This window comes from Luteococcus sediminum, assembly GCF_054783495.1.
Map to the genome: position 1 here is coordinate 276788 of NZ_BAAGQL010000013.1, position 20478 is coordinate 297265.

Genomic DNA, 20478 nt, shown 5'->3' on the forward strand with positions numbered 1-20478 from the left:
TGCACTGCCCTCGCTCCCGGTCAAGGAGCGAGGGCAGTTGCGTGTTCGTCCAGACCGCCCCGGACCCTTCCCGGCAACCATCTAGGCTGGTCACATGCCTCTCGCCGATCCGCACGCTGCCATGGACATCGAGCAGCACCGGCAACGGGTGAGTGCCCTGGCCACTGCCCTGCCCACCGTCGAACTGCCGTTGCTGGAATGCGCGGGGCTGCGGCTGGCCAGCGACGTGCAGGCGCGCGTGGGCGTGCCGGCCTTCGACTCCTCCGCGATGGACGGCTTCGCACTGCGACTCGATGACCTGGGGACGCTGCCCTGTTGCCTGCCGGTGCACGGGGAGATCCCGGCAGGCCACCGGCCAGTGGCTCCCCCACCCGGTGCCGCGGTGCGGATCATGACCGGGGCCAGGGTGCCCACGGAATGCGACGTGGTGGTGCCGGTGGAGGCAACCGACGCGCGGCCGGGCGAGGGGCCGGTGCCCCAGCAGGTCACCATCGACTCGTGGGACGGGCGGCTCCACATCCGTCCGTCCGGTGAGGACCTGCCAGCTGGCGCCACGGTGCTGAGGGCAGGAACGCTGCTCGATGCCACCCACCTTGCCGCTGCAGCTGCGACGGGGCATGAGGTGCTCCCGGCCCGGCGCCGCGCCCGAGTCCTGGTGGTGACCACGGGCGACGAGCTGGCCGCCCCGGGCAGTGCCCTGGGGTGCGCCCAGATCCCCGACTCGAACTCGGTCCTGGTGGCGGCCACCGTGCCCCAGCTCGGGGGTCAGGTGCTCGCGGTCCGACATGCTGGCGACACCGTTGGCCAGCTCGACGAGGCCCTGGCCAGCTGCCCGGAAGCCCCAGACCTGGTTGTCACCACGGGTGGGGTCTCGGTCGGCTCCCACGACGTCCTGCAGTCCTGGGCCGCCCACTCGCCCAGCGCACGCGTCGAGCTGGGCCATGTGGCCATCCAGCCCGGCCGGCCCCAGGGCTGGGGGCACGTCAGGATCCAGGGTCGCATGGTGCCCCTGGTGGCCCTGCCCGGAAATCCCGTGGCGGTGCACGTGGGGCTCCACCTGTTCGTGCGGGCAGTCCTCGACCGGCTTGCCGGGATCGACGACTCCCGCCGCGTGGTACAGGTCGCGGCCGACGAGGACTTCGCCACCAGGCCCGGTCGCACCCGTATCGTCGACGTGGTCCTGGACGGTGGCCGTGCCCGCAGTGCACCTGGTGGCCATGGCTCGCACCGGATCGGCACCCTGCACCGGGCCGATGGTCTGGCCGTGGTCACCGGTCCCATTGCCCGGGGTGAGCGGGTGCCGGTACTGCTGACCCGATGAGTCAGTCCCGGCTGGCTCCGGCGAGGTCGCGCAGCAGGTGCGGCAGCAGCTCGTCGAGCACCCCGGCGGCATCGCGCGCCCCCCCGCGGGAACTGGGGGCGTTGATCACCAGCACCCGGCCGTGGGGCGCCGTCACCAGCCCCCCGACCGCCCGCGAGAGCAGGCTGACACTGGTCTTGGCCGCACCGCGGCGCCGGATCTCCTCACTGATGCCGGGCAGCTCGTCCAGGCCCAGCTCGCGCGTCACGTCGGGCACGACGTCGCCGGGACGGATGCCCGTGCCGCCGGTGGTGAGGACCACGTCGGACTGGGCGACGGCATCGGCCAGCGCCTTGCGTACCTGGTCCTCGCCAGCAGCCACGACCTGCTGCTGCACGGTGCACCCGAGCCTCTCCAGGGCTTCGGCGAGGATCGGTCCGGCCCGGTTCTCGTCGGGGTCGGTGACGGCGCGGTCGGAGACGACCAGGATGTGTGCCCGGGTCACCTCAGCCCCCGGTGAAGGGGGGCAGGACGTCGACGACGGCGGCCTGCTCGGGCCACGGGTCATCTGCTGCAAGGCTCCGGCCGTCGGCCAGGAAGGAGCAGCGCGGCAGCACCTGGGCGACGCCCGGGCGCAGGCCCACCAGCACCTGGGCGACGCTGCCCTGCTGGGCGGCGTCCACCTCCTCCTGCGTGACGCCGGCGGCCTGGGCCGCTCCGGCGAACCACCTGATCTGCATGGTCATCCTCCGATCGCATTCATTGCTCGTGCGGGTTGCTCGAAGTCCTCGCCGAAGCCGCCGGCATCGCTGCCGTGGGCGCGAGGCTTGGTCCACATGCCTCCGGCCCACAGGGCCGCCAGCTCGGCATCACTGGCACCGCTGCGCAGGGGGCCGCGCAGGTCGGTCTCCGTGTGTGAGAACAGGCAGGAGCGCAGCTGGCCGTCGGCGCTGATCCGAGTGCGGTCGCAGTCGCCGCAGAAGGGCTCGGTGACCGAGGCGACGATGCCGACGCTGCCCAGCAGGCGGCCGTCGTCGAACACCTCCCAGCGCTGGGCCGGGGCGGGGCCGCGGCCGGGGATCTCGCGCAGCTGGTAGCGCTGTTCGATCATGGCCCGGATCATCGTCGCGCTGATCAGGTTCTCGCGCGCCCAGTCGCGGGTGGCACCGATGGGCATCTGCTCGATGATGCGCAGCTCGGAGCCGTGGTCGAGGCAGAAGTCGAGCAGGTCGAGCAGCTGGTGGTCGTTGACGCCCGCCATCAGCACGGAGTTGATCTTGACCGGCCCCAGCCCGGCGGCGACGGCGGCACGGATCCCGTCCAGGACGCGGTCCAGGCCGTCACGGCGGGTCATCCGGCGGAAGGTCTCGGCGTGCACGGTGTCGAGCGAGATGTTCACCCGGTGCAGGCCTGCCATGGCCAGTTCCTCGGCCCGCTCGGCCAGCCCGACGGCATTGGTGGTCAGGGCGATCTCGGTCTCGGGGTGGGCGAGGGCGATGCCGCGCACGACCTCGGCCAGGTCGGGCCGGGTGAGCGGTTCGCCCCCGGTCAGCCTGATCTTGGTGATGCCGCAGTGCTCGATGCCGACGTGGGCCAGTCGCACCAGCTCGTCGGCGGTCAGGATCGTGGTGCGCGGCAACCAGCTGATGCCGGTCTCGGGCAGGCAGTAGGTGCAGCGCAGGTTGCACACGTCGGTCACCGACAGTCGCAGGTCCCGTGCCGTGCGACCGAAGCGGTCGACGAGCGCTGCGGAGGTCATGCCCGACATTCTACGGCCCACTCCGTGGAATCTCACCATGCACAGTAGGCTCGCACCCATGCATGCAGCAGTCAGCACGACTCCACTGGACGTCGACGCCGCGCGGGCCGGCGTCACCGGTTCCAAGGACGGTGCCTGCGTCCTCTTCGAGGGGGTGGTGCGCGACCACGACCACGGGCGGGGCGTCACCGCACTCGCCTACAGCGCGCACCCCGACGCGGCCAAGGCCCTCGAGGCCGTGGTGCGCGAGGTGGAGCAGGAGTTCGGCGTGACTGCCTGGGCAGAGCACCGCGTCGGCGACCTGGTGGTGGGCGACGTCGCCCTGGTCGCCGCCTGCGCCAGCGCCCACCGAGCCGAGGCCTTCGCCGCCTGCGGGGCGCTGGTCGACCGGATCAAGGTGCGGGTTCCGGTGTGGAAGCACCAGCAGTTCACCGACGGCAGCACCGAGTGGGTCGGGCTCGGTGAGTGCTGAGATGACGCTCGAGGGACAGTGGAACCGCCAGCGGCGGATCATCGGCACAGAGGGCCAGCAGCGGCTGGCCGAGGCCCGTGTGCTCGTCGTGGGCTGCGGAGGCCTGGGCGCCGGAGCGATCCCGGCGCTGACCGCTTCGGGGATCGGGCACCTGACGCTGCTCGACGACGACGTGGTGGAGGCCTCCAACCTGAACCGCCAGACCCTGTTCACCGCCGACCAGCTCGGTGGCTCCAAGGTGGAGCTGGCGGCCGAGCGGATGCGACGCCTCTCCCCCGGCGCCGAGGTGACTGCCCTGGCCCACCGGCTCACCGCCGAGGACGTGGAACTGGTGGCAGGCCATGACGTGGTGGTCGACTGCACCGACCGGGCCGCTTCGCGCCAGGCCATCTCGCAGGCCTGCCGTGCCGCGGGGGTGCCCTGGGTGTGGGCGGCCATCGATGCCTGGACGGCGGTGCTCAGCGTCTTCGCCCCCGGCCAGGTGCAGTGGGAGCAGGTGGTGCCACACCCCACCGAGGCACCGGAGCCGCTGGACATCATGGGCGCCACCCCGGCCCTCGCAGGAGCCTGGCAGGCGGCCGAGACGGTCAAGCTGCTGCTGGGGCAGGGACGCAGCCTGGTGAACCGGCTGGCCGTGGTGGACCTGCTGGCTGGCGACGTGCGTTTCGTCGAGCTCTCGCCCGCCTGATCCGGGCGATCAGGCGGGGGGTCGCGGGGCGCCTCGTCACGGCTCCAGCTGCAAGAATGCACCTGTCCGCCCGTGGCCCCAGGGCTCCAGCCCGGCCACAGACCGAGCGAAAGGCTTGCCATGAGCTTCACCGATTCCCTGCTGGACCCCGCCAAGCGACCCCAGGTGGTGCAGTCGCTGTCCACCGTGATCGACCAGGAGGTCGAGTCGAAGAGCGGCCTGGGCGGCATGGCCCTCAAGACCGCCTTCGCGAGCGCGAAGAAGATGAAGGAGGGCATCGTCCCCAAGGCCACCGACGCGATGCTGCCCGAGATCGCCGCTGCCCTGGCCCCCTACTGGGAGGCCAAGGGCGACCAGGACTTCGGCAGCTACCTGTCGAGCCGCTCCTCCGAGGTGGCCGACGCGCTGCTGGCCCTCGCCGACGCCAAGGCGTCCTCGCCCGACAATGCCGCCCTGGCCAAGGTCTACAAGCCGATCCGCGGCAAGGCCAAGGGCTATGTCGAGGAGGCCCTGCCCCGGCTGGCCGCAGCCCTGACGCCCTACGTCGCCTGAGCCACTGCCCGGCGCGACGAACGGCCCCGGTCCCCCTCGCGGGAACCGGGGCCGTCCGGCATCTGGGTTGGTCACCGCCTCGTGATCAATTTCACAAATTGGGACCTGTGGTTCGACCACATCCAGAAATCATGGACCCCTCTTGCCCGCGCAGACCTTGCCCCGGCTAGTCTGGGAGTGCTGGTTCGGCCTGCTCCGGCAGGTCGTCGCAAGAGGGAATCCGGTGGAATTCCGGAACTGTCCCGCAGCGGTGAATGGGAACGACGCCACCCGTCGGGCCCGCGAGTGATCGCGGACCTGACGTCAAGCACTGGGCCTGGCCTGGGAAGCGGTGGCCGAGGAAGGCACTCCTCCGGGAGTGAGAGGCCCATGAGTCCGAAGACCTGCCAGCGGGCACCGCACCAGCCAGGTGCGAGGCGTCACAGGCCGAGGAGCACAACGTCAGGTCGTCCGCACGGGCGACGACACCCTCATCGGAGCAGGAGTCCCATGACAACGATCGAGCCGGACGCCCGCGTCGGCGCTGGTGAGCTGAAGCTCGCCGGCGACTTCGCGAAGCCGGACATGGACCAGTGGCAGGCAGCTGTCGCCAAGGTCCTCAACCGCGGGCGACCCGAAGACAAGCAACTCAGTGGCGAGCAGTCGGTCTCGCGCCTGCGCACCAGCCTGGTGGACGGCATCGAGATCGAGCCGATCTACACCCTGGCCGACGCACCCGAGAAGCTCGGCGCTCCCGGCGTCGCTCCCTTCACGCGTGGCACCACCGTCCGCAACGGCGACATGGATGCCTGGGACGTGCGCGCCCTCCACGAGGACGGCAATGCGGAGTACACCCGCAAGGCCGTGCTGGCCGACCTGGAGCGCGGTGTCACCAGCCTGTGGCTGCGCCTGGACCCCGACGCCATCGCCGCCAAGGACCTGACCGACGACCTGGCCGACGTGATGCTGGAACTGGTCAAGGTCGAGGTCTCCAGCCGCACCGACCAGGAGGCCGCCGCCGAGGCCCTGCTGGGCGTCTACGAGGGCAGCGACAAGCCCAAGGACCACCTCAGCCTGAACCTGGGCCTCGACCCGATCGGCCTGGCCGCCCTCAACGGTGGCACCCCCGACCTGTCGAAGCTGGCCGGTTGGGTCAAGCGCCTCGAGGGCATGCCCAAGAGCCGCGCGATCGTGGTCGACTCCACCATCTGGCACAACGCCGGCGCCGGTGACGTCCACGAGCTGGCCTATGCGCTGGCCACCGGCGTCGAGTACGTCCGCGCCCTGGCCAGCCAGGGCGTCAGCGTCGACGAGGCCTTCGAGACGATCAACTTCCGTGTCTCGGCCACCACCGACCAGTTCGCCACCATCGCCCGCCTGCGTGCGCTGCGCACCTGCTGGTCGCGCATCGGCGAGGCCTTCGGCGTGACGGAGGCCAAGCGCGGCGCCCGCCAGCAGGCGGTCACCTCGTGGCGCGAGATCACCCGTGACGACCCCTATGTCAACATGCTGCGCGGCACGATCAGCACCTTCGGTGCCGCCATCGGTGGCGCCGAGGCGATCACCGTGTTGCCCTTCGACACCGCCTGGGGCCTGCCCGGTGACTTCAGCCGCCGCATCGCCCGCAACACCCAGATCGTGCTGGCGGAGGAGTCCAACATCGGCCGCGTCAACGACCCGGCCGGCGGCTCCTGGTACGTCGAGACGCTGACCACCAAGCTCGCCGAGGCCGCCTGGAAGGTGCTGGGCACCATCGAGGCAGCCGGTGGCATGGCGAAGGCCGTCGTCGACGGTCTCGCGATGAAGGAGCTGGAGCCGGTCATCGCCGAGCGCACCAAGCGCCTGGCCACCCGCAAGCAGCCGATCACCGGTGTCTCGGAGTTCCCGAACCACACCGAGTCCGCGATCAAGTTCACGCCTCGCCCCGAGGCCCCCGCACGTGCCGGCATCGAGTGGCACCGTGACTCGGAGGTCTTCGAGGGCCTGCGTGACGCCGCGATCGACAACCCTGACGCCAAGGTCTTCCTGGCCTGCTTGGGGACCCGTCGTGACTTCGGCGCCCGCGAGGGCTTCGCGTCGAACTTCTTCCACGTGGCGGGTCTGACGACCCCCCAGGCGGAGGGAACCGACGTGGACCAGATCGTGGCGGCCTTCAAGGAGTCGGGCAGCACCATCGCCTGCCTGTGCTCCAGCGCCAAGGTCTATGCAGACCTGGGCCTGCCCGTCGCCAAGGCCCTGAAGGAGGCCGGAGCCACCACGGTGATGCTCGCCGGCAACCTGAAGGAACTGGGTGACGACGCCGCACAGGCCGAGGGCGTCATCGACGACACCATTGCCATGGGCAAGGACGTCGTCGCCACCCTCGGCACCATCCTCGAGACGTTGGGAGCCTCCAAGTGAGCAACCAGCCCGAACAGATCCGTTTCGACTCCGTCGAGCTCGGCACCCAGGCCATCCCGGCCGACGCCGCCGAGCAGTTCGACAAGCTGCTGGCCGAGGTCTCCGAGTCCGTGGAGCGCTGGACCACGCCGGAGCTGATCCCCGTCGAGCAGTCCTACGACGAGAAGGCCTACGACGGCATGGACTTCCTGGAGACCATGCCCGGCCTGCCGCCCTTCCTGCGCGGCCCGTACGCGACGATGTACACCTCGCGTCCGTGGACCATCCGCCAGTACGCCGGATTCTCCACCGCGCAGGAGTCCAATGCCTTCTACCGCCGCAACCTCGCGGCCGGCCAGAAGGGCCTGTCGATCGCCTTCGACCTCGCCACCCACCGCGGCTACGACTCCGACCACCCGCGGGTGACCGGTGACGTGGGCATGGCCGGCGTGGCCGTCGACTCGATCCTCGACATGCGCCAGCTCTTCGACGGAATCCCGCTCGACCAGATGTCGGTCTCCATGACGATGAACGGCGCGGTGCTGCCGGTGCTCGCCCTCTACGTGGTGGCGGCCGAGGAGCAGGGCGTCAAGCCCGAGCAGCTGCAGGGAACGATCCAGAACGACATCCTCAAGGAGTTCATGGTTCGTAACACCTACATCTACCCGCCGCTGCCGTCGATGCGGATCATCGCCGACATCTTCGCCTTCACCAGCGCGAACATGCCGAAGTTCAACTCGATCTCGATCTCCGGCTACCACATGCAGGAGGCCGGCGCGACGGCCGACATCGAGATGGCCTACACCCTGGCCGATGGCGTGGAGTACATCCGCGCCGGCGAGTCCGTGGGTCTGGGCGTGGACCAGTTCGCTCCCCGCCTGAGCTTCTTCTGGGCAATCGGCATGAACTTCTTCATGGAGGTCGCCAAGATGCGCGCCGCGCGCATCCTGTGGGCCCGCCTGGTCAAGCAGTTCGACCCGAAGAACCCCAAGTCGATGAGCCTGCGTACCCACTCGCAGACCTCCGGCTGGTCGCTGACCGCGCAGGACGTGTACAACAATGTGATCCGCACCGGTGTGGAGGCCATGGCCGCCACCCAGGGCCACACGCAGTCGCTGCACACCAATGCGCTCGACGAGGCCATCGCCCTGCCGACCGACTTCAGCGCACGCATCGCCCGCAACACCCAGCTGTTCATCCAGCAGGAGTCGGGCACCACGCGCGTCATCGACCCGTGGGCCGGTTCGGCCTATGTGGAGAAGCTCACCCAGGAGCTCGCAGAGAAGGCCTGGGCGCTGATCCAGGAGGTCGAGGAGGCCGGCGGCATGGCCAAGGCCATCGAGCAGGGCATCCCGAAGATGCGCATCGAGGAGGCCGCAGCCCGCGCCCAGGCGCGCATCGACTCCGGCCGCCAGCCGGTGCTGGGCGTCAACAAGTACCAGCTGGACAACCCCGAGCCGCTCGAGGTCCTCAAGGTCGACAACGCCCACGTGCGCGCCGAGCAGATCGCCAAGCTGCAGAAGCTGCGTGCCGAGCGCGACGAGGCCGCCTGCCAGGCAGCCCTCGAGAAGGTCACCTGGGCCGCGGAGAACCCCGACCCGACCGATCCCGAGCGCAACCTGCTCAAGGTGTCCATCGACGCCATGCGCGCCCAGGCCAGCCTGGGTGAGCTGTCGGACGCGCTGGAGAAGGTCTTCGGCCGCTACACCGCCCAGATCCGCACCATCAGCGGTGTCTACTCCAAGGAGTCGGAGGGTTCGAGCCAGATGGACGAGGCACGCAAGGCCGTCGAGGCCTTCGAGGAGGCCGAGGGTCGCCGTCCTCGCATCATGATCGCGAAGATGGGCCAGGACGGTCACGACCGAGGCCAGAAGGTGATCGCCACGGCCTTCGCCGACCTCGGTTTCGACGTGGACGTGGGCCCGCTCTTCCAGACCCCCGAGGAGGCTGCTGCCCAGGCCAATGAGGCCGATGTGCACGTGGTCGGCGTCTCCTCGCTGGCAGCCGGACACCTGACGCTGGTGCCCGCGCTGCGCGCCGAGCTCGACAAGCTCGGCCGGTCCGACATCCTGATCGTGGTCGGCGGCGTGATCCCCGAGGGTGACTTCGAGGAGCTGCGCCAGGGTGGTGCCATCGACATCTACCCGCCCGGCACGAACATCCCGGATGCTGCCACGCGCCTGCTCAAGGCACTGCGTGAGCAGATGGATGCCTGATCGGGCCGTCGCCTGATCGTCGTCGGGCGGCCCGAGGAGTCCTCGGGCCGCCCGACGCCCGTCTTCACATCCAGACCAATCCCTGACCGACACCCGAGACGAAGGAAGTCCGATGGCACGCAAGTTCGACGTCCCCGCCCTGGTCGAGGGGGTGCTGGCCGGCAACCGGGGTGCGATCGCGCAGTCCATCACCCTGGTGGAGTCGCGCCTGCCAACACACCGGCCGCTGGCCCGCCAGCTGCTCACCGAGCTGGCCAAGACCCCGACCCAGGCGGTCCGTGTGGGCCTGTCCGGCGTCCCCGGCGCGGGCAAGTCGACCTTCGTGAACTCCATGGGCCAGATGCTCATCGAGAAGGGCCACCGGGTGGCCGTGCTGGCCGTCGACCCGTCCTCCTCGCGCACCGGCGGCTCCGTGCTGGGCGACCGCACCCGCATGGGCGAGCTGACCCAGCACCCCGAGGCCTTCGTGCGCCCCTCCCCCAGCGCCAACCACCTGGGCGGCGTCGCCCGCGCCACCCGCGAGGCGATGCTGGTGCTGGAGGCTGCGGGCTATGACGTGGTGATCGTCGAGACCGTCGGCGTCGGCCAGTCGGAGGTGGCCGTCAGCGGCATGGTGGACACCTTCCTGATGCTGCAGCTGGCCCGCTCCGGCGACCAGCTGCAGGGCATCAAGCGCGGCATCCTGGAGATCACCGACGTGATCGCGGTGAACAAGGCCGACGGCGACAATGCCGGCGAGGCGCGGGTGACGGCGCGGGAGCTGTCGATCGCAATGAAGCTGGTCACCCAGCAGTCCAATGACCGCCGCGTCCCGGTGCTCACCTGCAGCGCGCTGGAGCGCATCGGCCTGGAAGAGGTCTGGCAGGCGGTGCTGGACCACCGGGCCTGGCTGGACGAGCACGAAGGGCTGGAGAACCACCGCGCCCAGCAGCAGGTGGTGTGGATGCACTCGCAGATCGAGGCGACCCTGCTCGACTCCACCAAGTCCTCGGCGCACCTGCGCGAGCTGCGCGACCGCCTGGAGGACGACGTCCGCGCTGGTCGCACCAGTGCCATCGAGGCCTCCGGTGACTTCCTGCGCGACTTCGCCGGCCAGGTCCCCTCGATGGACTGGGCGCAGGGACGCAATATTCTGTGACGCCAACGGGGCAAGGCGCCCCGCAACCGGCAGGGGCCCCGAACCGTGTGGTTCGGGGCCCCTGCCGGTGTGTGGATGGGTGTGGGGTACTGCAGGTCGTGGCGACCGGAGGAGGCCGATGGACTCAGCCGTTGGCCCTGGCCGCAGCAGCCCGCGGGAACTCCTTGAGGGCCTGCTCGCCGATCTGGTTCATCATGTAGCCGTCGAGCACGCCACCGACGGCGCCGCCGATCACCGGGACGCCCTTGCCGAGCTTGGCGAGGGTACCGGTGCCCATGGTCTTGAGCAGGCGGAAACCGATGGCCTTGTTGACCATCATCATGGCCGGGCGGGGAAGGTTCTTCAGCGCCAGCGAGGTGATCTTGCCGCTCATCGGGGCGACACCGGCCTTGTTGAGCACGTCCTCGGCGTGGGAGCCGGTGAGCGTCAGCAGGATGGCCGAACGGATGTTGTCCTGGGTGATGTCGTAGCCGCGCAGCTTCGCCACTGCGGCGGTCATGCGGGTGGCCTGCACGTAGAAGCCGAACAGGTTGGCCGGGATGGCGACGGGCATCGTCAGGAAGCCGCCCAGACTGGTGGCCAGGCCAGCCGCCGCGCCCGAGGTGACATGGCTGCGCACCACCTTGTTGACGGCCTTGTCGACATTGCCGCCAGCCTCGGCCAGCGCGTCGTCGGCGACCTGCGCTGCCGAGTCGAAGGGCTTGCGGCCATCGATGCCGATGGCGAGGATCTTCTCGATCATCTGGGTGATCGCGTTGTCGTCGGCCGCCGGGTCATTGGCCTGGTCCAGCGCGCTGCGCGCGGTGGTGATGTCACTCTTCTTGCTTCCCTTGATGAGGTCGAAGAAACCCATCTCGGTCTCCTGTCGGGTCGATGGTCGTCGGACTGGTGGAGGGGCACTGGCCCGCCGGGGTGGGTTCAGATGCGGTCGTCGCGCACCTGGACGTCACGCTCGGCAGCGGCACGGCGCTGGTCCTCGTCCACGACGATGCCACGCGCCTCCAGGTCGTTCTTGTACTGGTTGCGCACGCTGCGGCCGGTGCGCAGCGGCAGGCCAATGCCCCAGCCCAGCAGCAGTCCACCGATGCCGGCCAGGCCGACGGAGTAGTAGATGAGCCTGGTCGGGTCGATGGTGTTGGGGTTGTAGCTGCGCACCGTCGCGAGCAGCTTGCCCATGTCCCAGATGGTGCGGGTCAGCATGACACCAGCGGCCACGAGTGCGGCGATGCCGAGCAGGATGAACAGCCACTTGAGAAACTTCATGTTCGGAACAGTACTGAACCGCGACGGGGCCGGGTGTGCTCCAAGGACCACTTTCGCCCACAGCGTGCACGCTCGGCTGGGGCACATCCACACCGCGGTGGCACCAGGATCCTCCCGTGGTCGCAGGCCCCTGGCCCACCCCCACGGGTAGTCTTGACCGGTGCCTGCGATGCGACCAGATCCCCGGGCGAGTCACCGTTGGCTCGCCGGTGCGGTCGTTCTCGCCCTCGGCCCGCTGGCCGCCTGTTCCCAGCAGCAGCCGACGGCCCCCAGCCCCAGCGCCCCGGTCAGCAGCAGCGCAGCGCCGAGCCGCAGTTCCGCCACCAGCAGTGCCGCCCCGACACCCAGCCCCACCCCGGCCCCCGACCTGAGGCGGCCAGGAGCGGCCCGTCGCGCCGTCGGCGAGCTGCTCCTGGCCAGTGGTGGGCTGCCGGTGATCAAGCTGGATGTCACCTCCACCGAGGCCACCCTCAGCGCCCTGAAGGGCAACAAGGTGGTGGCCTGGCGCTGGGCCAAGGGCAAGGTGCTGGCCGTCGAGAGCGACATCCAGTACATCCGGCAAGCGCCCTTCTCGCCCGATGACTACGCACTGGATGATCTGGGGGGCCTCTTCGACCAGGCCGCCCGCATCTCCGGTTCCCGGCAGGACCAGGAGCTGCAGCTGGTGGAGTACGGCTCCGGCCAGGTGCTGATGACCGTCACCACCCGTCCGGAGTCCGCCACCGTCTTCTTCCGCCCCGACGGCACTCCGATCAACCAGCTCGACTTCACCTCCGCCGAGGGCTTCACCGAGGCGCTGCGCGACGTCACCGAGGGCCAGCAGGAGGTCAGTGGCCTCGGCTGGAGCGCCGACGGAGGCCTGTGGGCCGACCACGCCGCCAAGGAGGACACCATCACGCGCGTCACCCGCCAGGCCCGCGTCCCGGCCTGGACCGCCGACCGTCGCGGCAACAGCGAGAGCCCCACCTTCCGCCCGGGGGTGGTCGATCCCGAGGTGCTGGCCCGTCTGGTGCGCGAGCTGCCGCAACAGACCCGCCAGCCGGGGGCGGCAGTCTCCTTCGAGATCACCCGCAGCGAGCACCTGGCGATGCCCCTGGTGCGCTGGAAGGTCGGCAGCACCGAGCGCACCACCACACTGGGCGGGACAGACGTGACGGGCACCCCCGGCACCTGAGTGCCGACGATGCCCGTCGCAGGTCCTGCAGCGGCCGGGCCGCCCGCGCTCAGCCCTCCAGCTGGTCGGTGGTCATGACGCTCTGGCAGGTGTTCGGGTCGCCGGTGCTGAATCCCTGGCCGACCCAGTACTGGCGCATCTGCGCCGAGCCGTGGGTCCAGCTCTCCGGGGTCACCTGGCCAGCGGTCGACTCTTGGATGCGGTCGTCGCCGACGGCAGCGGCGGCGTCGATGACGCGGTTCAGGTCGTCCTGGGTGACTCCGGAGATGATGCCCTGCGGGTCCTGGGAGACGGCCTTGAACCAGACGCCGGCGTAGCAGTCGGCCTGCAGCTCCAGACGCACCTGGGGCGAGCTGGGGCCGGTCTGGTTGCCGGCTGCCTGTACGCGGCCGAGGTCGCCGGTCAGGTTGGAGATGTGGTGGCCGTACTCGTGGGCGAGGATGTAGGCCTCGGCCGCGTCGCCGCCCTGGGCGCCGAGTTGCTGCAGCAGCTGGTCGGCGAAGGCGGTGTCGATGTAGACCTTCTTGTCTGCCGGGCAGTAGAAGGGGCCCACCTCGCTGCTCGCGGCGCCACAGGCGGTGTTCACCCGCCCGCTGAAGGGCACCGTCGAGGCGGGCTGGTAGGCGCCCTGCTGGAACTGGCCCTGCCAGAAGCCCTGGATGGAGTTCACATAGGCCACCCAGCGGCACTCGCGGTCGTTCTTGATGTCGGCGCCGGTCTGGCAGTGTGCGTAGGCGTTCGAGTTGGACTGGGTGGTCCCGGTGTCGGCCGAGACCCCGCTCAGCACGCTGCCGGGGTTGAAGCCGAAGATCAGGCCCAGGATCATCACGATCAGGCCCAGGCCGCCGCCCAGGGCGACACCTCCACCACGACCGCCCCCGCCCCCAGGGGTCAGCTGCGACGGGTCGAGCTGGGCATTCTGGTTGAACTCCATCGTCTGGCCTTCCTCACGACTCACCCCATCCGGACATGGGCGTCCGACCGGCCCCCACAGGTTATCCGACACCCCCGCCGTGGCGTGCGACGGCATCGCTGAGGGCGTAGCCAGCGCCGTTGAGCGGGGGTGGCGGCCGTCGTGGAAGTGGGTGCTGCCACAGCGAGGTGTCATGATGGAGCAATGCGCATCATCGCCATCGGCTCCCCCGGTACCGGGGAACTGGTGCGCCTGCACGTCGACCACGGCCAGCACCCCCACCAGCAGTTGTGGCGTCGCGGCCTGGTGGTCACCGAGCTCCTCAGTGCCCGGATGGAGGACGGCGAGGTGGTGCTCACGCTGCGCGTCCACGAGCGCACCCCGTCCTCACGGCCCCCGCGGATCAAGCACCGGGGCATCGATCCCACCCTGGCCATCGGCCCCGAGGAGCGGCCCGTCAACCACCAGCGGATCGCCGCCTATGCGGTGGTGCGCTCCACGCGCGGCGTGCTGGGCACCGAGTGCAGCAACAAGACGGCCGTGCCCGGGTTGTGGCAGCTGCCCGGCGGCGGCCTCGACCCGGGCGAGGCCCCTGCCGAGGCGCTGATGCGCGAGGTGAACGAGGAGACCGGGCAGAAGGTGCGGATCAACCGGCTGATCGACCTGCAGAGCGACCACTGGGTGGGACGTGCCCCCAATGGTGTGCTGGAGGACTTCCACGCCCTGCGCATCATCTACACCGCCACCTGCCTGGAGCCGACCACGCCGAATGTGATCGACATCGACGGCACCACCGCCCGCGCCGCCTGGGTGCCGGTGCGCAGCTGGCGCTCCCTGCCCTGGACCTCAGGGGCCCGTTCCCTGCTCGACAAGCACCTGGACAGCGTCCCCACCTGGTGACCTCCCGAGAACGACACGGTGCCCGTCTCCCCTTGGGGAGACGGGCACCGGTTTGTTCGAGCCGTCAGGCGATCAGCGGCGGAAGTAGTCCAGGATCCGCAGGATCTCGATGTAGAGCCAGACCATCGTGACCGTCAGGCCGAAGGCGGCGCGCCAGGACTCGCTGGCCGGGGCGTTCATCGCGATGCCCCGCTCGATGTCGTCGAAGTCGATCACCAGGTTGAACACGGCCAGGCCGGCACCCAGCAGGGCGACGACCAGGCCCAGGGCGCCGGTACGGACGCCCATGGTGAAACCGAGCAGGGCCAGCACGAAGTTGACCAGCATCACGCCGGCGAAGGCGGCCGTGGCGATGAAGACCATCCGGCGGAAGCGGCTGCCCACACGGACGTTGAAGTACTTGTAGGCGGCCAGGGTCGCGCCGGCGGCGGCGAAGGTGCCCAGAACGGCATCCTTCACGATCCCCGCCGAGGCGGCCTCGAAGTACTGGGAGAAGGCGCCGACGAAGACCCCCTCCACCACGGCGTAGAAGAGCACCATGCCCGGATTGAGCTTCTTGCGCCCAGCCACCATGAAGACCGTGACCATGCCCACCAGGGCGCTGAGGACCAGCGCCGGCATCAGCAGGCCCGCAGGCAGGAAGAGGAAGCTGGCCACCGCGGAGGCCATCAGGGTCAGCATCGTGATGCCGGTCTTGCCGATCACGTCGTCAAGGGTCATCGAGGGCTCGGCCAGGCCGGTGCCCGAGGCCTGCCCGTACTGGGGCTGACCGTAGGGCGTCTGCCCGTACTGGGGCTGCCCGGGAGCCGGGAAACCGGGCTGGGCATAGCCCTGCTGGTAGCCGCTCTGCGGCGCACGGGCGGTGAAGGCGTCACGCTGGGAAAGAATGGGATTGGCCATGGTGGCGTCAGGTCCTCCTGCTAGGGGGTTGCACTCATCCTAGTCAATGCGCGCGCACGGCCCTGGATTCCCGTCCACGCCCCTGATCGGCCCCTGAGACGCGCCCTGAGCACCCCCGATGGGATTCGAACCCACACTGTGGCGGGTTTAAGCCGCCTGCCTCTGCCGGTTGGGCTACGGGGGCCCGACGGCCCGATTCTAGGCCAGCAGCCCCACGGCCAGGGCGTCCAGGATGTCGGACTCGCTGACCACCATCGCGGGCTGCACCCGCTGGGCCACGCTCGCCACGATCAGGGCCCCCGCACAGCTCACCTCGGCCCGCTTCGCCGGCAGGCAGGTCTCGGCCTCCACCTGCCGCCACGGGGTGCTGAGCAGCCAGTCGGCCGCCGACGACAGCTGCTCGCGTGACAGGTCGGAACGGTGCACCAGCTCACGCTGGTACTCGCCCAGGCCCTGCGTGATCGCCGACAGGCTGGTGGCGGTCCCGGCCACCCCGATGAAGCTGCGGATGGCGTCGAAGTCGATGCCGCTGGCATCCAGCAAGCCATCGACGTGCGCGCGCGCCGCGACGATCTGGTCCGGCGTCGGCGGGTCGTCGTGCAGGAAGCGCTCGCGCAGCCGCACCGAGCCGATGTCGAGGCTGGTCGAGTGCTGCACGTCGGCGTCGGTGCCGCCCTGCACCAGCTCGGTGGAGCCGCCTCCGCAGTCCACGACCAGGACCGGACCGACGGACGGCTCGACCCCGGCCAGGGCGCCGGCGAAGCTGAGCCTCGCCTCCTCGTCGCCGCTGATCACCTCGGGCAGCACACCGACGCGGCTCTTGATGCCCTCGAAGAAGAGCTCCCGGTTGCGGGCGTCACGGGCGGCAGAGGTGGCCACGAAGCGCACCCGCTCCACCCCCAGCTGCTGCATCACCGCGGCGAATCGGTCGACGGCCCCGAAGGTGCGCTCCAGGGCATCGGGGTGGAACTCGCCGGTGGCGTCCACGCCCTGCCCCAGGCGCACCAGCTCGAGCCGGCGGTCCAGCTCCACCGTGCGGCCCTCGGCATCACGCTCGAGCACCAATAGGCGGATCGAATTGGTGCCGCAGTCGACGGCGGCGACGCGGGTCATCCCTGGCCCTCGAGAAGGCACGGGCGCTGCCAGAACTCGCCCAGCGCCTCCAGCGCCTCGTCGCCCAGCGGGTTCACCCCGGTGCCGGCGGCCAGGGCATGGCCCACCAGGACGTGCAGGCACTTCACGCGGGTCGGCATCCCGCCGGCGCTGATGCCGTCGATCTCGGGCACCTCGCCCAGGCTGGCACGGTCGGCCAGGTAGGCCTCGTGCGCGGCGCGGTAGGCCGCGGCCAGCTCCTCGTCGGAGGCGAGCCGCTCGGTCATCTCGGCCATCAGGCCCGAGGCCTCCAGCGTCGAGCAGCCCGAGGTGGCCCGGGGGCAGGTGAGGTAGTAGGTGGTCGGGAAGGGGGTGCCCTCGGGCAGCCGCGGTTCGGTTGCCACCACCCCGGGCTTGCCACAGGGGCAGCGCCAGGCCACGCCCGCCACGCCGCGCGGCATCCGCCCCAGCTGCTCGTGGATGGTCTGCTCGTCGGCCGGGGTCATCGGTTCCAGGTTCATCGCTGTCGCTTCGTTGAAGTGGGTGTGGGTTCTGGGGTGGAGGCGGGGTCGGTGACCACCGGCTCCGGGGAGGCCTGGGCGCCCAGCGGCTCGTCGGCCGCGCCCAGCGAACCGGCCATCCGGTCCCACCAGGCGGTGGCGTGCTCCCCCTGGGGAACGGTGCTGGTGGACTGGATGCTCACCGATCCGCCCATCGGCCTGCCATTGGCATCGACCACGCGGTAGCCCACCTCACCGGGAACCACCCAGCCGAGCCGCTGGCGGGCCTGCGCCTCGACGAAGTCCTCTTCCTTCCAGCGCTCCACCTCGTCGGACAGCTGCGCATTGGCGCGGGTGCGTTCGGCGATCTGCTGCTGGGCCACCGCCAGCTCGCGCTCCTGGCGCAGGTAGACCCGCAGGCTGGAGGCATAGCTCAGCAGCAGGATCACGGCGACGACCATCAGCACGATCGCCCGGCGGGTGAACCCGACACCACGCATCAACCGGGGGCGGTGGCCCTGGTCCTGGCCGGGAGCGCTGTCCGGACGGGTCAGCCGGCGGGTGCCGCGGGTGCCACGCTCCGAGGGCCGGGCCACCGTGCGGGAGCGCGGCGAGTCGGACTTCCGGGCAGACGCAACGGCCCGGGCACGCGGAGTACCGCGGCCCGGACCGTTGTGTGTGGGCTTGTTCATTCAGCCATTGTTGCAGGCGCTGCCGACAGCTCAGGCCTTGAAGCGCGGGAAGGCCGAGGCGCCCGCGTACACCGCGGCATCGTCCAGGTCCTCCTCGATGCGCAGCAGCTGGTTGTACTTGGCCACGCGCTCCGAACGGGCCGGGGCGCCCGACTTGATCTGGCCACAGCCCAGGGCGACGGCCAGGTCGGCGATGGTGACATCCTCGGTCTCACCCGAACGGTGCGACATCATCGAGCGGAAGCCGGCGCGGTGGGCCATGGTGACGGCGTCGATGGTCTCGGTGAGCGAACCGATCTGGTTCACCTTCACCAGCAGCGCATTGCCCGCACCCTCGTCGATGCCCTTCTGCAGGCGCTCGACATTGGTGACGAACAGGTCGTCACCGACCAGCTGGACCTTGCTGCCGAGGGCCTCGGTGATCTTCTTCCAGCCCTCCCAGTCGTCCTCGTTCAGCGGGTCCTCGATGGAGACCATCGGGAAGGACTCGACGAGCTCGGCGTAGTAGGCGATCATCTCGTCGGCCGACTTCTTGCCGCCCTCGAAGCTGTAGGTGCCGTCCTCGTTGTAGAACTCGCTCGCGGCGACGTCCAGGGCCAGGGCGATCTCCTTGCCGGGCTCGAAGCCAGCCTTCTTGATGGCCTCGACGATGAGCTCCAGCGCGGCGCGGTTGCTCTCCAGGTTGGGGGCGAAGCCGCCCTCGTCGCCCAGGCCGGTGGCCAGGCCCTTCTCCTTCAGCACCGACTTCAGGGCGTGGTAGACCTGAGCACCCTGCTGCAGGGCCTCGGCGAAGCTGGAGGCGCCGATGGGGGCGATCATGAACTCCTGGATGTCGACATTGCTGTCGGCGTGCGAGCCACCGTTGAGGATGTTCATCATCGGGACGGGCAGCACATTGGCGGTGGGGCCGCCCAGGTAGCGGTACAGGGGCAGCTCGGCCGACTCGGCGGCGGCGTGCGCCACGGCCAGGGAGACGCCGAGGATGGCATTGGCGCCCAGCTTGGCCTTGTTGTCGGTGCCATCCAGCTCCAGCATGGCCAGGTCCAGCAGGCGCTGCTCGCTGGCCTCGAAACCGAGGATCTCCTCGCCGATGGTCTCGATGACGTTCTCGACGGCCTTCAGGACACCCTTGCCGTCGTAGCGGCCCTTGTCGCCGTCACGCAGCTCGACGGCCTCGAAGGCACCGGTCGAGGCGCCAGAGGGAACAGCGGCGCGACCCTCCGAGCCGTCGTCCAGGACGACCTGGACCTCGACCGTGGGGTTGCCGCGCGAGTCCAGGATCTCCCGGGCGTCAATGAATTCGATGGTTGCCATCTGATCTTGCCTTTCGAACAGTGGATGTTCTTGCACCCCCAGCCTAGCGGCCGGGGTGGCTTGTTGGGCCGCTGGCGGGCACCGCCTGTTCAGCCTCCAGCACACGGGACTCCAGAACGCGCAGCGCCTCGCGCCCCGCCTGGTCTGCATCGACGCCGCTGGCATGGGCCCTTTGCACCAGCATCATCAACTGTTCACCCAGCTCGGCAGCGTTGATGGGCTCATCGGCCATGGGGACGTCCACGCCGTGGCTGCGCGCCCTGGAGGTCACCTTCGTGGCACGTGCCAGGACCGACAGGTGCTCCGCGATCCCCTCCAGGCTGGAGCTGCGTCCCTTCTCGGCACGCTTGCGGGCCTCCCAGGAGGCGTTGATGTCGTCGGGGACTTCCTGCCGGTCGTCGAAGACATGGGGATGGCGGCGCACCAGCTTCGCGGTGATCTGCCCCGCCACGTCGTCCAGTGTGAACCGGCCCTGTTCTGCGGCGATCTCGGCATGGAAGACCACCTGCAGCAGCAGGTCGCCCAGCTCCTCGAGCAGGTCGGCATCATCGCCGGACTCGATGGCGTCGAGCACCTCACCGGTCTCCTCCACCAAGTAGGTGGCCAGGCTGCGATGGGTCTGCTCGCGATCCCACGGGCAGCCGGCCCGCAACTGGTGCATCACCTGCACCAGCTCGGCCAGCGGCGGAGTGGAGGGCATCGCTGCGGGAACCGTGCGGGCTCAGCGACCGGCGACGATCTCGCCCTGGCCGATGTCCTGGACGCTCAGCGAGCCCGAGGCGCCGGTGAAGCTGCCGCGGGAGGCGTCCCAGTTGCCGAAGCGCGGGTTCACCTTCACGTCCAGGCCCTTGACAGCCTGCGCTACCTTCTGCTGGCCCAGCTCCTGGTTGATCGCCGCGTAGTCGGCGAAGGCGTTGACGGCGGTGGCGCACTGCGGGTCGGCCAGCAGCTGCTCGCCCTGCAGCTTGGCCAGGGCCTCGCTGCGCATCGCCGGGGTGATCGCGGTGCGGGTCTGCTCGGCGATCGCCTGGCCGATGGAGCCCACCAGCAGCATCCGGGCCACCTCGCCGTGCACGGCGGCGGCATCCTGCTTGATGACGCGGGCGCAGCCGTCGGCGGCGGAGTCCACCTGGCCCATCGCCACGCGGTCCCCGTCCACCTCGAAGGCGGTGCCGCCATTGGGCGTCGAGCAACCGGCGACCAGGGCCAGTGCTGCCATCGGGAGCGCCATGCGAGCGAGCTTCATC

At 70.0% G+C, this 20478-nt stretch carries 22 protein-coding genes, 1 tRNA gene and 1 riboswitch; of the genes, 9 read left to right on the forward strand and 14 right to left on the reverse strand.

The annotated features are described in order from the left end of the window. Nucleotides 1-94 precede the first annotated feature (94 nt). Nucleotides 95-1321, forward strand: coding sequence for a molybdopterin molybdotransferase MoeA (locus tag ACYVKA_RS08165; protein ID WP_460704462.1), 1227 nt, complete (start codon nt 95-97; stop codon nt 1319-1321). A gap of 1 nt (nt 1322) precedes the next feature. Here the strand turns inward: ACYVKA_RS08165 and ACYVKA_RS08170 are convergent, their stop codons facing one another. The 3 genes from ACYVKA_RS08170 to moaA are packed head-to-tail and all read right to left on the reverse strand — an operon-like array spanning nt 1323 to nt 3059. After that, nucleotides 1323-1805, reverse strand: coding sequence for a MogA/MoaB family molybdenum cofactor biosynthesis protein (locus ACYVKA_RS08170; protein WP_460704464.1), 483 nt, complete (start codon nt 1803-1805; stop codon nt 1323-1325). Between the two features lies 1 nt (nt 1806). Beyond that, nucleotides 1807-2040, reverse strand: coding sequence for a MoaD/ThiS family protein (locus tag ACYVKA_RS08175; RefSeq protein WP_394277821.1), 234 nt, complete (start codon nt 2038-2040; stop codon nt 1807-1809). 2 nt (nt 2041-2042) lie between these two features. Next, nucleotides 2043-3059 carry a GTP 3',8-cyclase MoaA gene (gene moaA, locus ACYVKA_RS08180; RefSeq protein WP_460704466.1) on the reverse strand — a complete coding sequence of 339 codons (1017 nt, stop codon included), beginning with the start codon at nt 3057-3059 and terminating at the stop codon, nt 2043-2045. Between the two features lie 58 nt (nt 3060-3117). Here moaA and ACYVKA_RS08185 point away from each other — a divergent pair, with 58 nt between their 5' ends. The 6 genes from ACYVKA_RS08185 (at nt 3118) to meaB (ending at nt 10483) form a co-directional block, all read left to right on the forward strand. Continuing rightward, nucleotides 3118-3531 carry a molybdenum cofactor biosynthesis protein MoaE gene (locus tag ACYVKA_RS08185; RefSeq protein ID WP_394277647.1) on the forward strand — a complete coding sequence of 138 codons (414 nt, stop codon included), beginning with the start codon at nt 3118-3120 and terminating at the stop codon, nt 3529-3531. A gap of 1 nt (nt 3532) precedes the next feature. After that, nucleotides 3533-4219, forward strand: coding sequence for a HesA/MoeB/ThiF family protein (locus ACYVKA_RS08190; protein WP_460704468.1), 687 nt, complete (start codon nt 3533-3535; stop codon nt 4217-4219). Nucleotides 4220-4339: 120 nt separating this feature from the next. Beyond that, nucleotides 4340-4771 (forward strand): DUF6918 family protein, encoded by a 432-nt coding sequence (locus ACYVKA_RS08195; protein ID WP_460704470.1) that lies wholly within the window; start codon nt 4340-4342, stop codon nt 4769-4771. A gap of 164 nt (nt 4772-4935) precedes the next feature. After that, nucleotides 4936-5176, forward strand: a riboswitch (cobalamin riboswitch). 84 nt (nt 5177-5260) lie between these two features. Continuing rightward, a complete protein-coding gene (gene mutA / locus ACYVKA_RS08200; protein WP_460704472.1) occupies nt 5261-7150 on the forward strand; it encodes a methylmalonyl-CoA mutase small subunit in 1890 nt (629 codons plus the stop codon). Then, nucleotides 7147-9345, forward strand: a complete 2199-nt coding sequence (gene scpA, locus ACYVKA_RS08205; RefSeq protein ID WP_460704474.1) for a methylmalonyl-CoA mutase — start codon at nt 7147-7149, stop codon at nt 9343-9345. Before mutA ends, scpA begins: the two co-directional genes overlap by 4 nt. Nucleotides 9346-9457: 112 nt before the next feature. Further along, nucleotides 9458-10483, forward strand: coding sequence for a methylmalonyl Co-A mutase-associated GTPase MeaB (gene meaB, locus ACYVKA_RS08210; RefSeq protein WP_394277344.1), 1026 nt, complete (start codon nt 9458-9460; stop codon nt 10481-10483). Between the two features lie 124 nt (nt 10484-10607). On the opposite strand, the gene ACYVKA_RS08215 is transcribed toward meaB, so the two are convergent. Together ACYVKA_RS08215 and ACYVKA_RS08220 are read right to left on the reverse strand one after the other, a co-directional pair. Continuing rightward, nucleotides 10608-11336: an EcsC family protein gene (locus tag ACYVKA_RS08215; protein ID WP_460704476.1), complete on the reverse strand. Its 729-nt coding sequence runs from the start codon at nt 11334-11336 to the stop codon at nt 10608-10610. 65 nt (nt 11337-11401) lie between these two features. Next, the gene (locus ACYVKA_RS08220) at nt 11402-11746 is read right to left on the reverse strand and encodes a hypothetical protein (RefSeq protein ID WP_394277342.1); all 345 of its coding nucleotides are present in this window, start codon (nt 11744-11746) and stop codon (nt 11402-11404) included. Nucleotides 11747-11906: 160 nt separating this feature from the next. Between ACYVKA_RS08220 and ACYVKA_RS08225 the strand changes: the two genes are divergently transcribed. After that, nucleotides 11907-12920 carry a hypothetical protein gene (locus ACYVKA_RS08225; protein WP_460704478.1) on the forward strand — a complete coding sequence of 338 codons (1014 nt, stop codon included), beginning with the start codon at nt 11907-11909 and terminating at the stop codon, nt 12918-12920. 49 nt (nt 12921-12969) lie between these two features. On the opposite strand, the gene ypfJ is transcribed toward ACYVKA_RS08225, so the two are convergent. Next, on the reverse strand, nt 12970-13854 hold the full coding sequence (ypfJ, locus tag ACYVKA_RS08230) for a KPN_02809 family neutral zinc metallopeptidase (RefSeq protein ID WP_460704480.1): 885 nt from the start codon (nt 13852-13854) through the stop codon (nt 12970-12972). A 183-nt stretch (nt 13855-14037) separates the two neighbouring features. On the opposite strand from ypfJ, the gene ACYVKA_RS08235 reads away from it, so the two are divergent. After that, nucleotides 14038-14733: an NUDIX hydrolase gene (locus ACYVKA_RS08235; RefSeq protein ID WP_460704482.1), complete on the forward strand. Its 696-nt coding sequence runs from the start codon at nt 14038-14040 to the stop codon at nt 14731-14733. A gap of 72 nt (nt 14734-14805) precedes the next feature. Here the strand turns inward: ACYVKA_RS08235 and ACYVKA_RS08240 are convergent, their stop codons facing one another. The 8 genes from ACYVKA_RS08240 to ACYVKA_RS08275 all read right to left on the reverse strand — a co-directional run bounded on the left by ACYVKA_RS08240 (nt 14806) and on the right by ACYVKA_RS08275 (nt 20477). Then, nucleotides 14806-15633 (reverse strand): Bax inhibitor-1/YccA family protein, encoded by an 828-nt coding sequence (locus tag ACYVKA_RS08240; protein ID WP_460704484.1) that lies wholly within the window; start codon nt 15631-15633, stop codon nt 14806-14808. Nucleotides 15634-15743: 110 nt separating this feature from the next. After that, nucleotides 15744-15817 (reverse strand) — tRNA-Leu (locus ACYVKA_RS08245). 14 nt (nt 15818-15831) lie between these two features. Beyond that, nucleotides 15832-16746 carry a Ppx/GppA phosphatase family protein gene (locus tag ACYVKA_RS08250; RefSeq protein WP_460704486.1) on the reverse strand — a complete coding sequence of 305 codons (915 nt, stop codon included), beginning with the start codon at nt 16744-16746 and terminating at the stop codon, nt 15832-15834. After that, complete coding sequence (locus ACYVKA_RS08255; RefSeq protein WP_394277336.1) at nt 16743-17246, reverse strand: DUF501 domain-containing protein; 504 nt, start codon at nt 17244-17246, stop codon at nt 16743-16745. The genes ACYVKA_RS08250 and ACYVKA_RS08255 overlap by 4 nt, the downstream gene beginning before the upstream one ends. Then, nucleotides 17243-17917 (reverse strand): FtsB family cell division protein, encoded by a 675-nt coding sequence (locus ACYVKA_RS08260; protein ID WP_460704488.1) that lies wholly within the window; start codon nt 17915-17917, stop codon nt 17243-17245. Before ACYVKA_RS08260 ends, ACYVKA_RS08255 begins: the two co-directional genes overlap by 4 nt. A 30-nt stretch (nt 17918-17947) precedes the next feature. Continuing rightward, nucleotides 17948-19231 (reverse strand): phosphopyruvate hydratase, encoded by a 1284-nt coding sequence (gene eno, locus ACYVKA_RS08265; protein ID WP_460704490.1) that lies wholly within the window; start codon nt 19229-19231, stop codon nt 17948-17950. 43 nt (nt 19232-19274) lie between these two features. Continuing rightward, nucleotides 19275-19931, reverse strand: coding sequence for a nucleoside triphosphate pyrophosphohydrolase (locus ACYVKA_RS08270; protein ID WP_460704492.1), 657 nt, complete (start codon nt 19929-19931; stop codon nt 19275-19277). 21 nt (nt 19932-19952) lie between these two features. Further along, nucleotides 19953-20477, reverse strand: coding sequence for a hypothetical protein (locus ACYVKA_RS08275; RefSeq protein WP_460704494.1), 525 nt, complete (start codon nt 20475-20477; stop codon nt 19953-19955). Nucleotide 20478 lies beyond the last annotated feature (1 nt).

Excerpts from the sequence above, each read along its gene's own strand:
- ACYVKA_RS08165 (WP_460704462.1), top strand. The coding sequence starts at position 95 with ATGCCTCTCGCCGATCCGCACGCTGCCATGGACATCGAGCAGCACCGG.
- ACYVKA_RS08175 (WP_394277821.1), bottom strand. The coding sequence starts at position 2,040 with ATGCAGATCAGGTGGTTCGCCGGAGCGGCCCAGGCCGCCGGCGTCACG.
- moaA (WP_460704466.1), bottom strand. The coding sequence starts at position 3,059 with ATGACCTCCGCAGCGCTCGTCGACCGCTTCGGTCGCACGGCACGGGAC.
- ACYVKA_RS08185 (WP_394277647.1), top strand. The coding sequence starts at position 3,118 with ATGCATGCAGCAGTCAGCACGACTCCACTGGACGTCGACGCCGCGCGG.
- ACYVKA_RS08190 (WP_460704468.1), top strand. The coding sequence starts at position 3,533 with ATGACGCTCGAGGGACAGTGGAACCGCCAGCGGCGGATCATCGGCACA.
- ACYVKA_RS08195 (WP_460704470.1), top strand. The coding sequence starts at position 4,340 with ATGAGCTTCACCGATTCCCTGCTGGACCCCGCCAAGCGACCCCAGGTG.
- mutA (WP_460704472.1), top strand. The coding sequence starts at position 5,261 with ATGACAACGATCGAGCCGGACGCCCGCGTCGGCGCTGGTGAGCTGAAG.
- meaB (WP_394277344.1), top strand. The coding sequence starts at position 9,458 with ATGGCACGCAAGTTCGACGTCCCCGCCCTGGTCGAGGGGGTGCTGGCC.
- ACYVKA_RS08215 (WP_460704476.1), bottom strand. The coding sequence starts at position 11,336 with ATGGGTTTCTTCGACCTCATCAAGGGAAGCAAGAAGAGTGACATCACC.
- ACYVKA_RS08220 (WP_394277342.1), bottom strand. The coding sequence starts at position 11,746 with ATGAAGTTTCTCAAGTGGCTGTTCATCCTGCTCGGCATCGCCGCACTC.
- ypfJ (WP_460704480.1), bottom strand. The coding sequence starts at position 13,854 with ATGGAGTTCAACCAGAATGCCCAGCTCGACCCGTCGCAGCTGACCCCT.
- ACYVKA_RS08235 (WP_460704482.1), top strand. The coding sequence starts at position 14,038 with ATGCGCATCATCGCCATCGGCTCCCCCGGTACCGGGGAACTGGTGCGC.
- ACYVKA_RS08240 (WP_460704484.1), bottom strand. The coding sequence starts at position 15,633 with ATGGCCAATCCCATTCTTTCCCAGCGTGACGCCTTCACCGCCCGTGCG.
- ACYVKA_RS08250 (WP_460704486.1), bottom strand. The coding sequence starts at position 16,746 with ATGACCCGCGTCGCCGCCGTCGACTGCGGCACCAATTCGATCCGCCTA.
- ACYVKA_RS08255 (WP_394277336.1), bottom strand. The coding sequence starts at position 17,246 with ATGAACCTGGAACCGATGACCCCGGCCGACGAGCAGACCATCCACGAG.
- ACYVKA_RS08260 (WP_460704488.1), bottom strand. The coding sequence starts at position 17,917 with ATGAACAAGCCCACACACAACGGTCCGGGCCGCGGTACTCCGCGTGCC.
- eno (WP_460704490.1), bottom strand. The coding sequence starts at position 19,231 with ATGGCAACCATCGAATTCATTGACGCCCGGGAGATCCTGGACTCGCGC.
- ACYVKA_RS08270 (WP_460704492.1), bottom strand. The coding sequence starts at position 19,931 with ATGCCCTCCACTCCGCCGCTGGCCGAGCTGGTGCAGGTGATGCACCAG.
- ACYVKA_RS08275 (WP_460704494.1), bottom strand. The coding sequence starts at position 20,477 with ATGAAGCTCGCTCGCATGGCGCTCCCGATGGCAGCACTGGCCCTGGTC.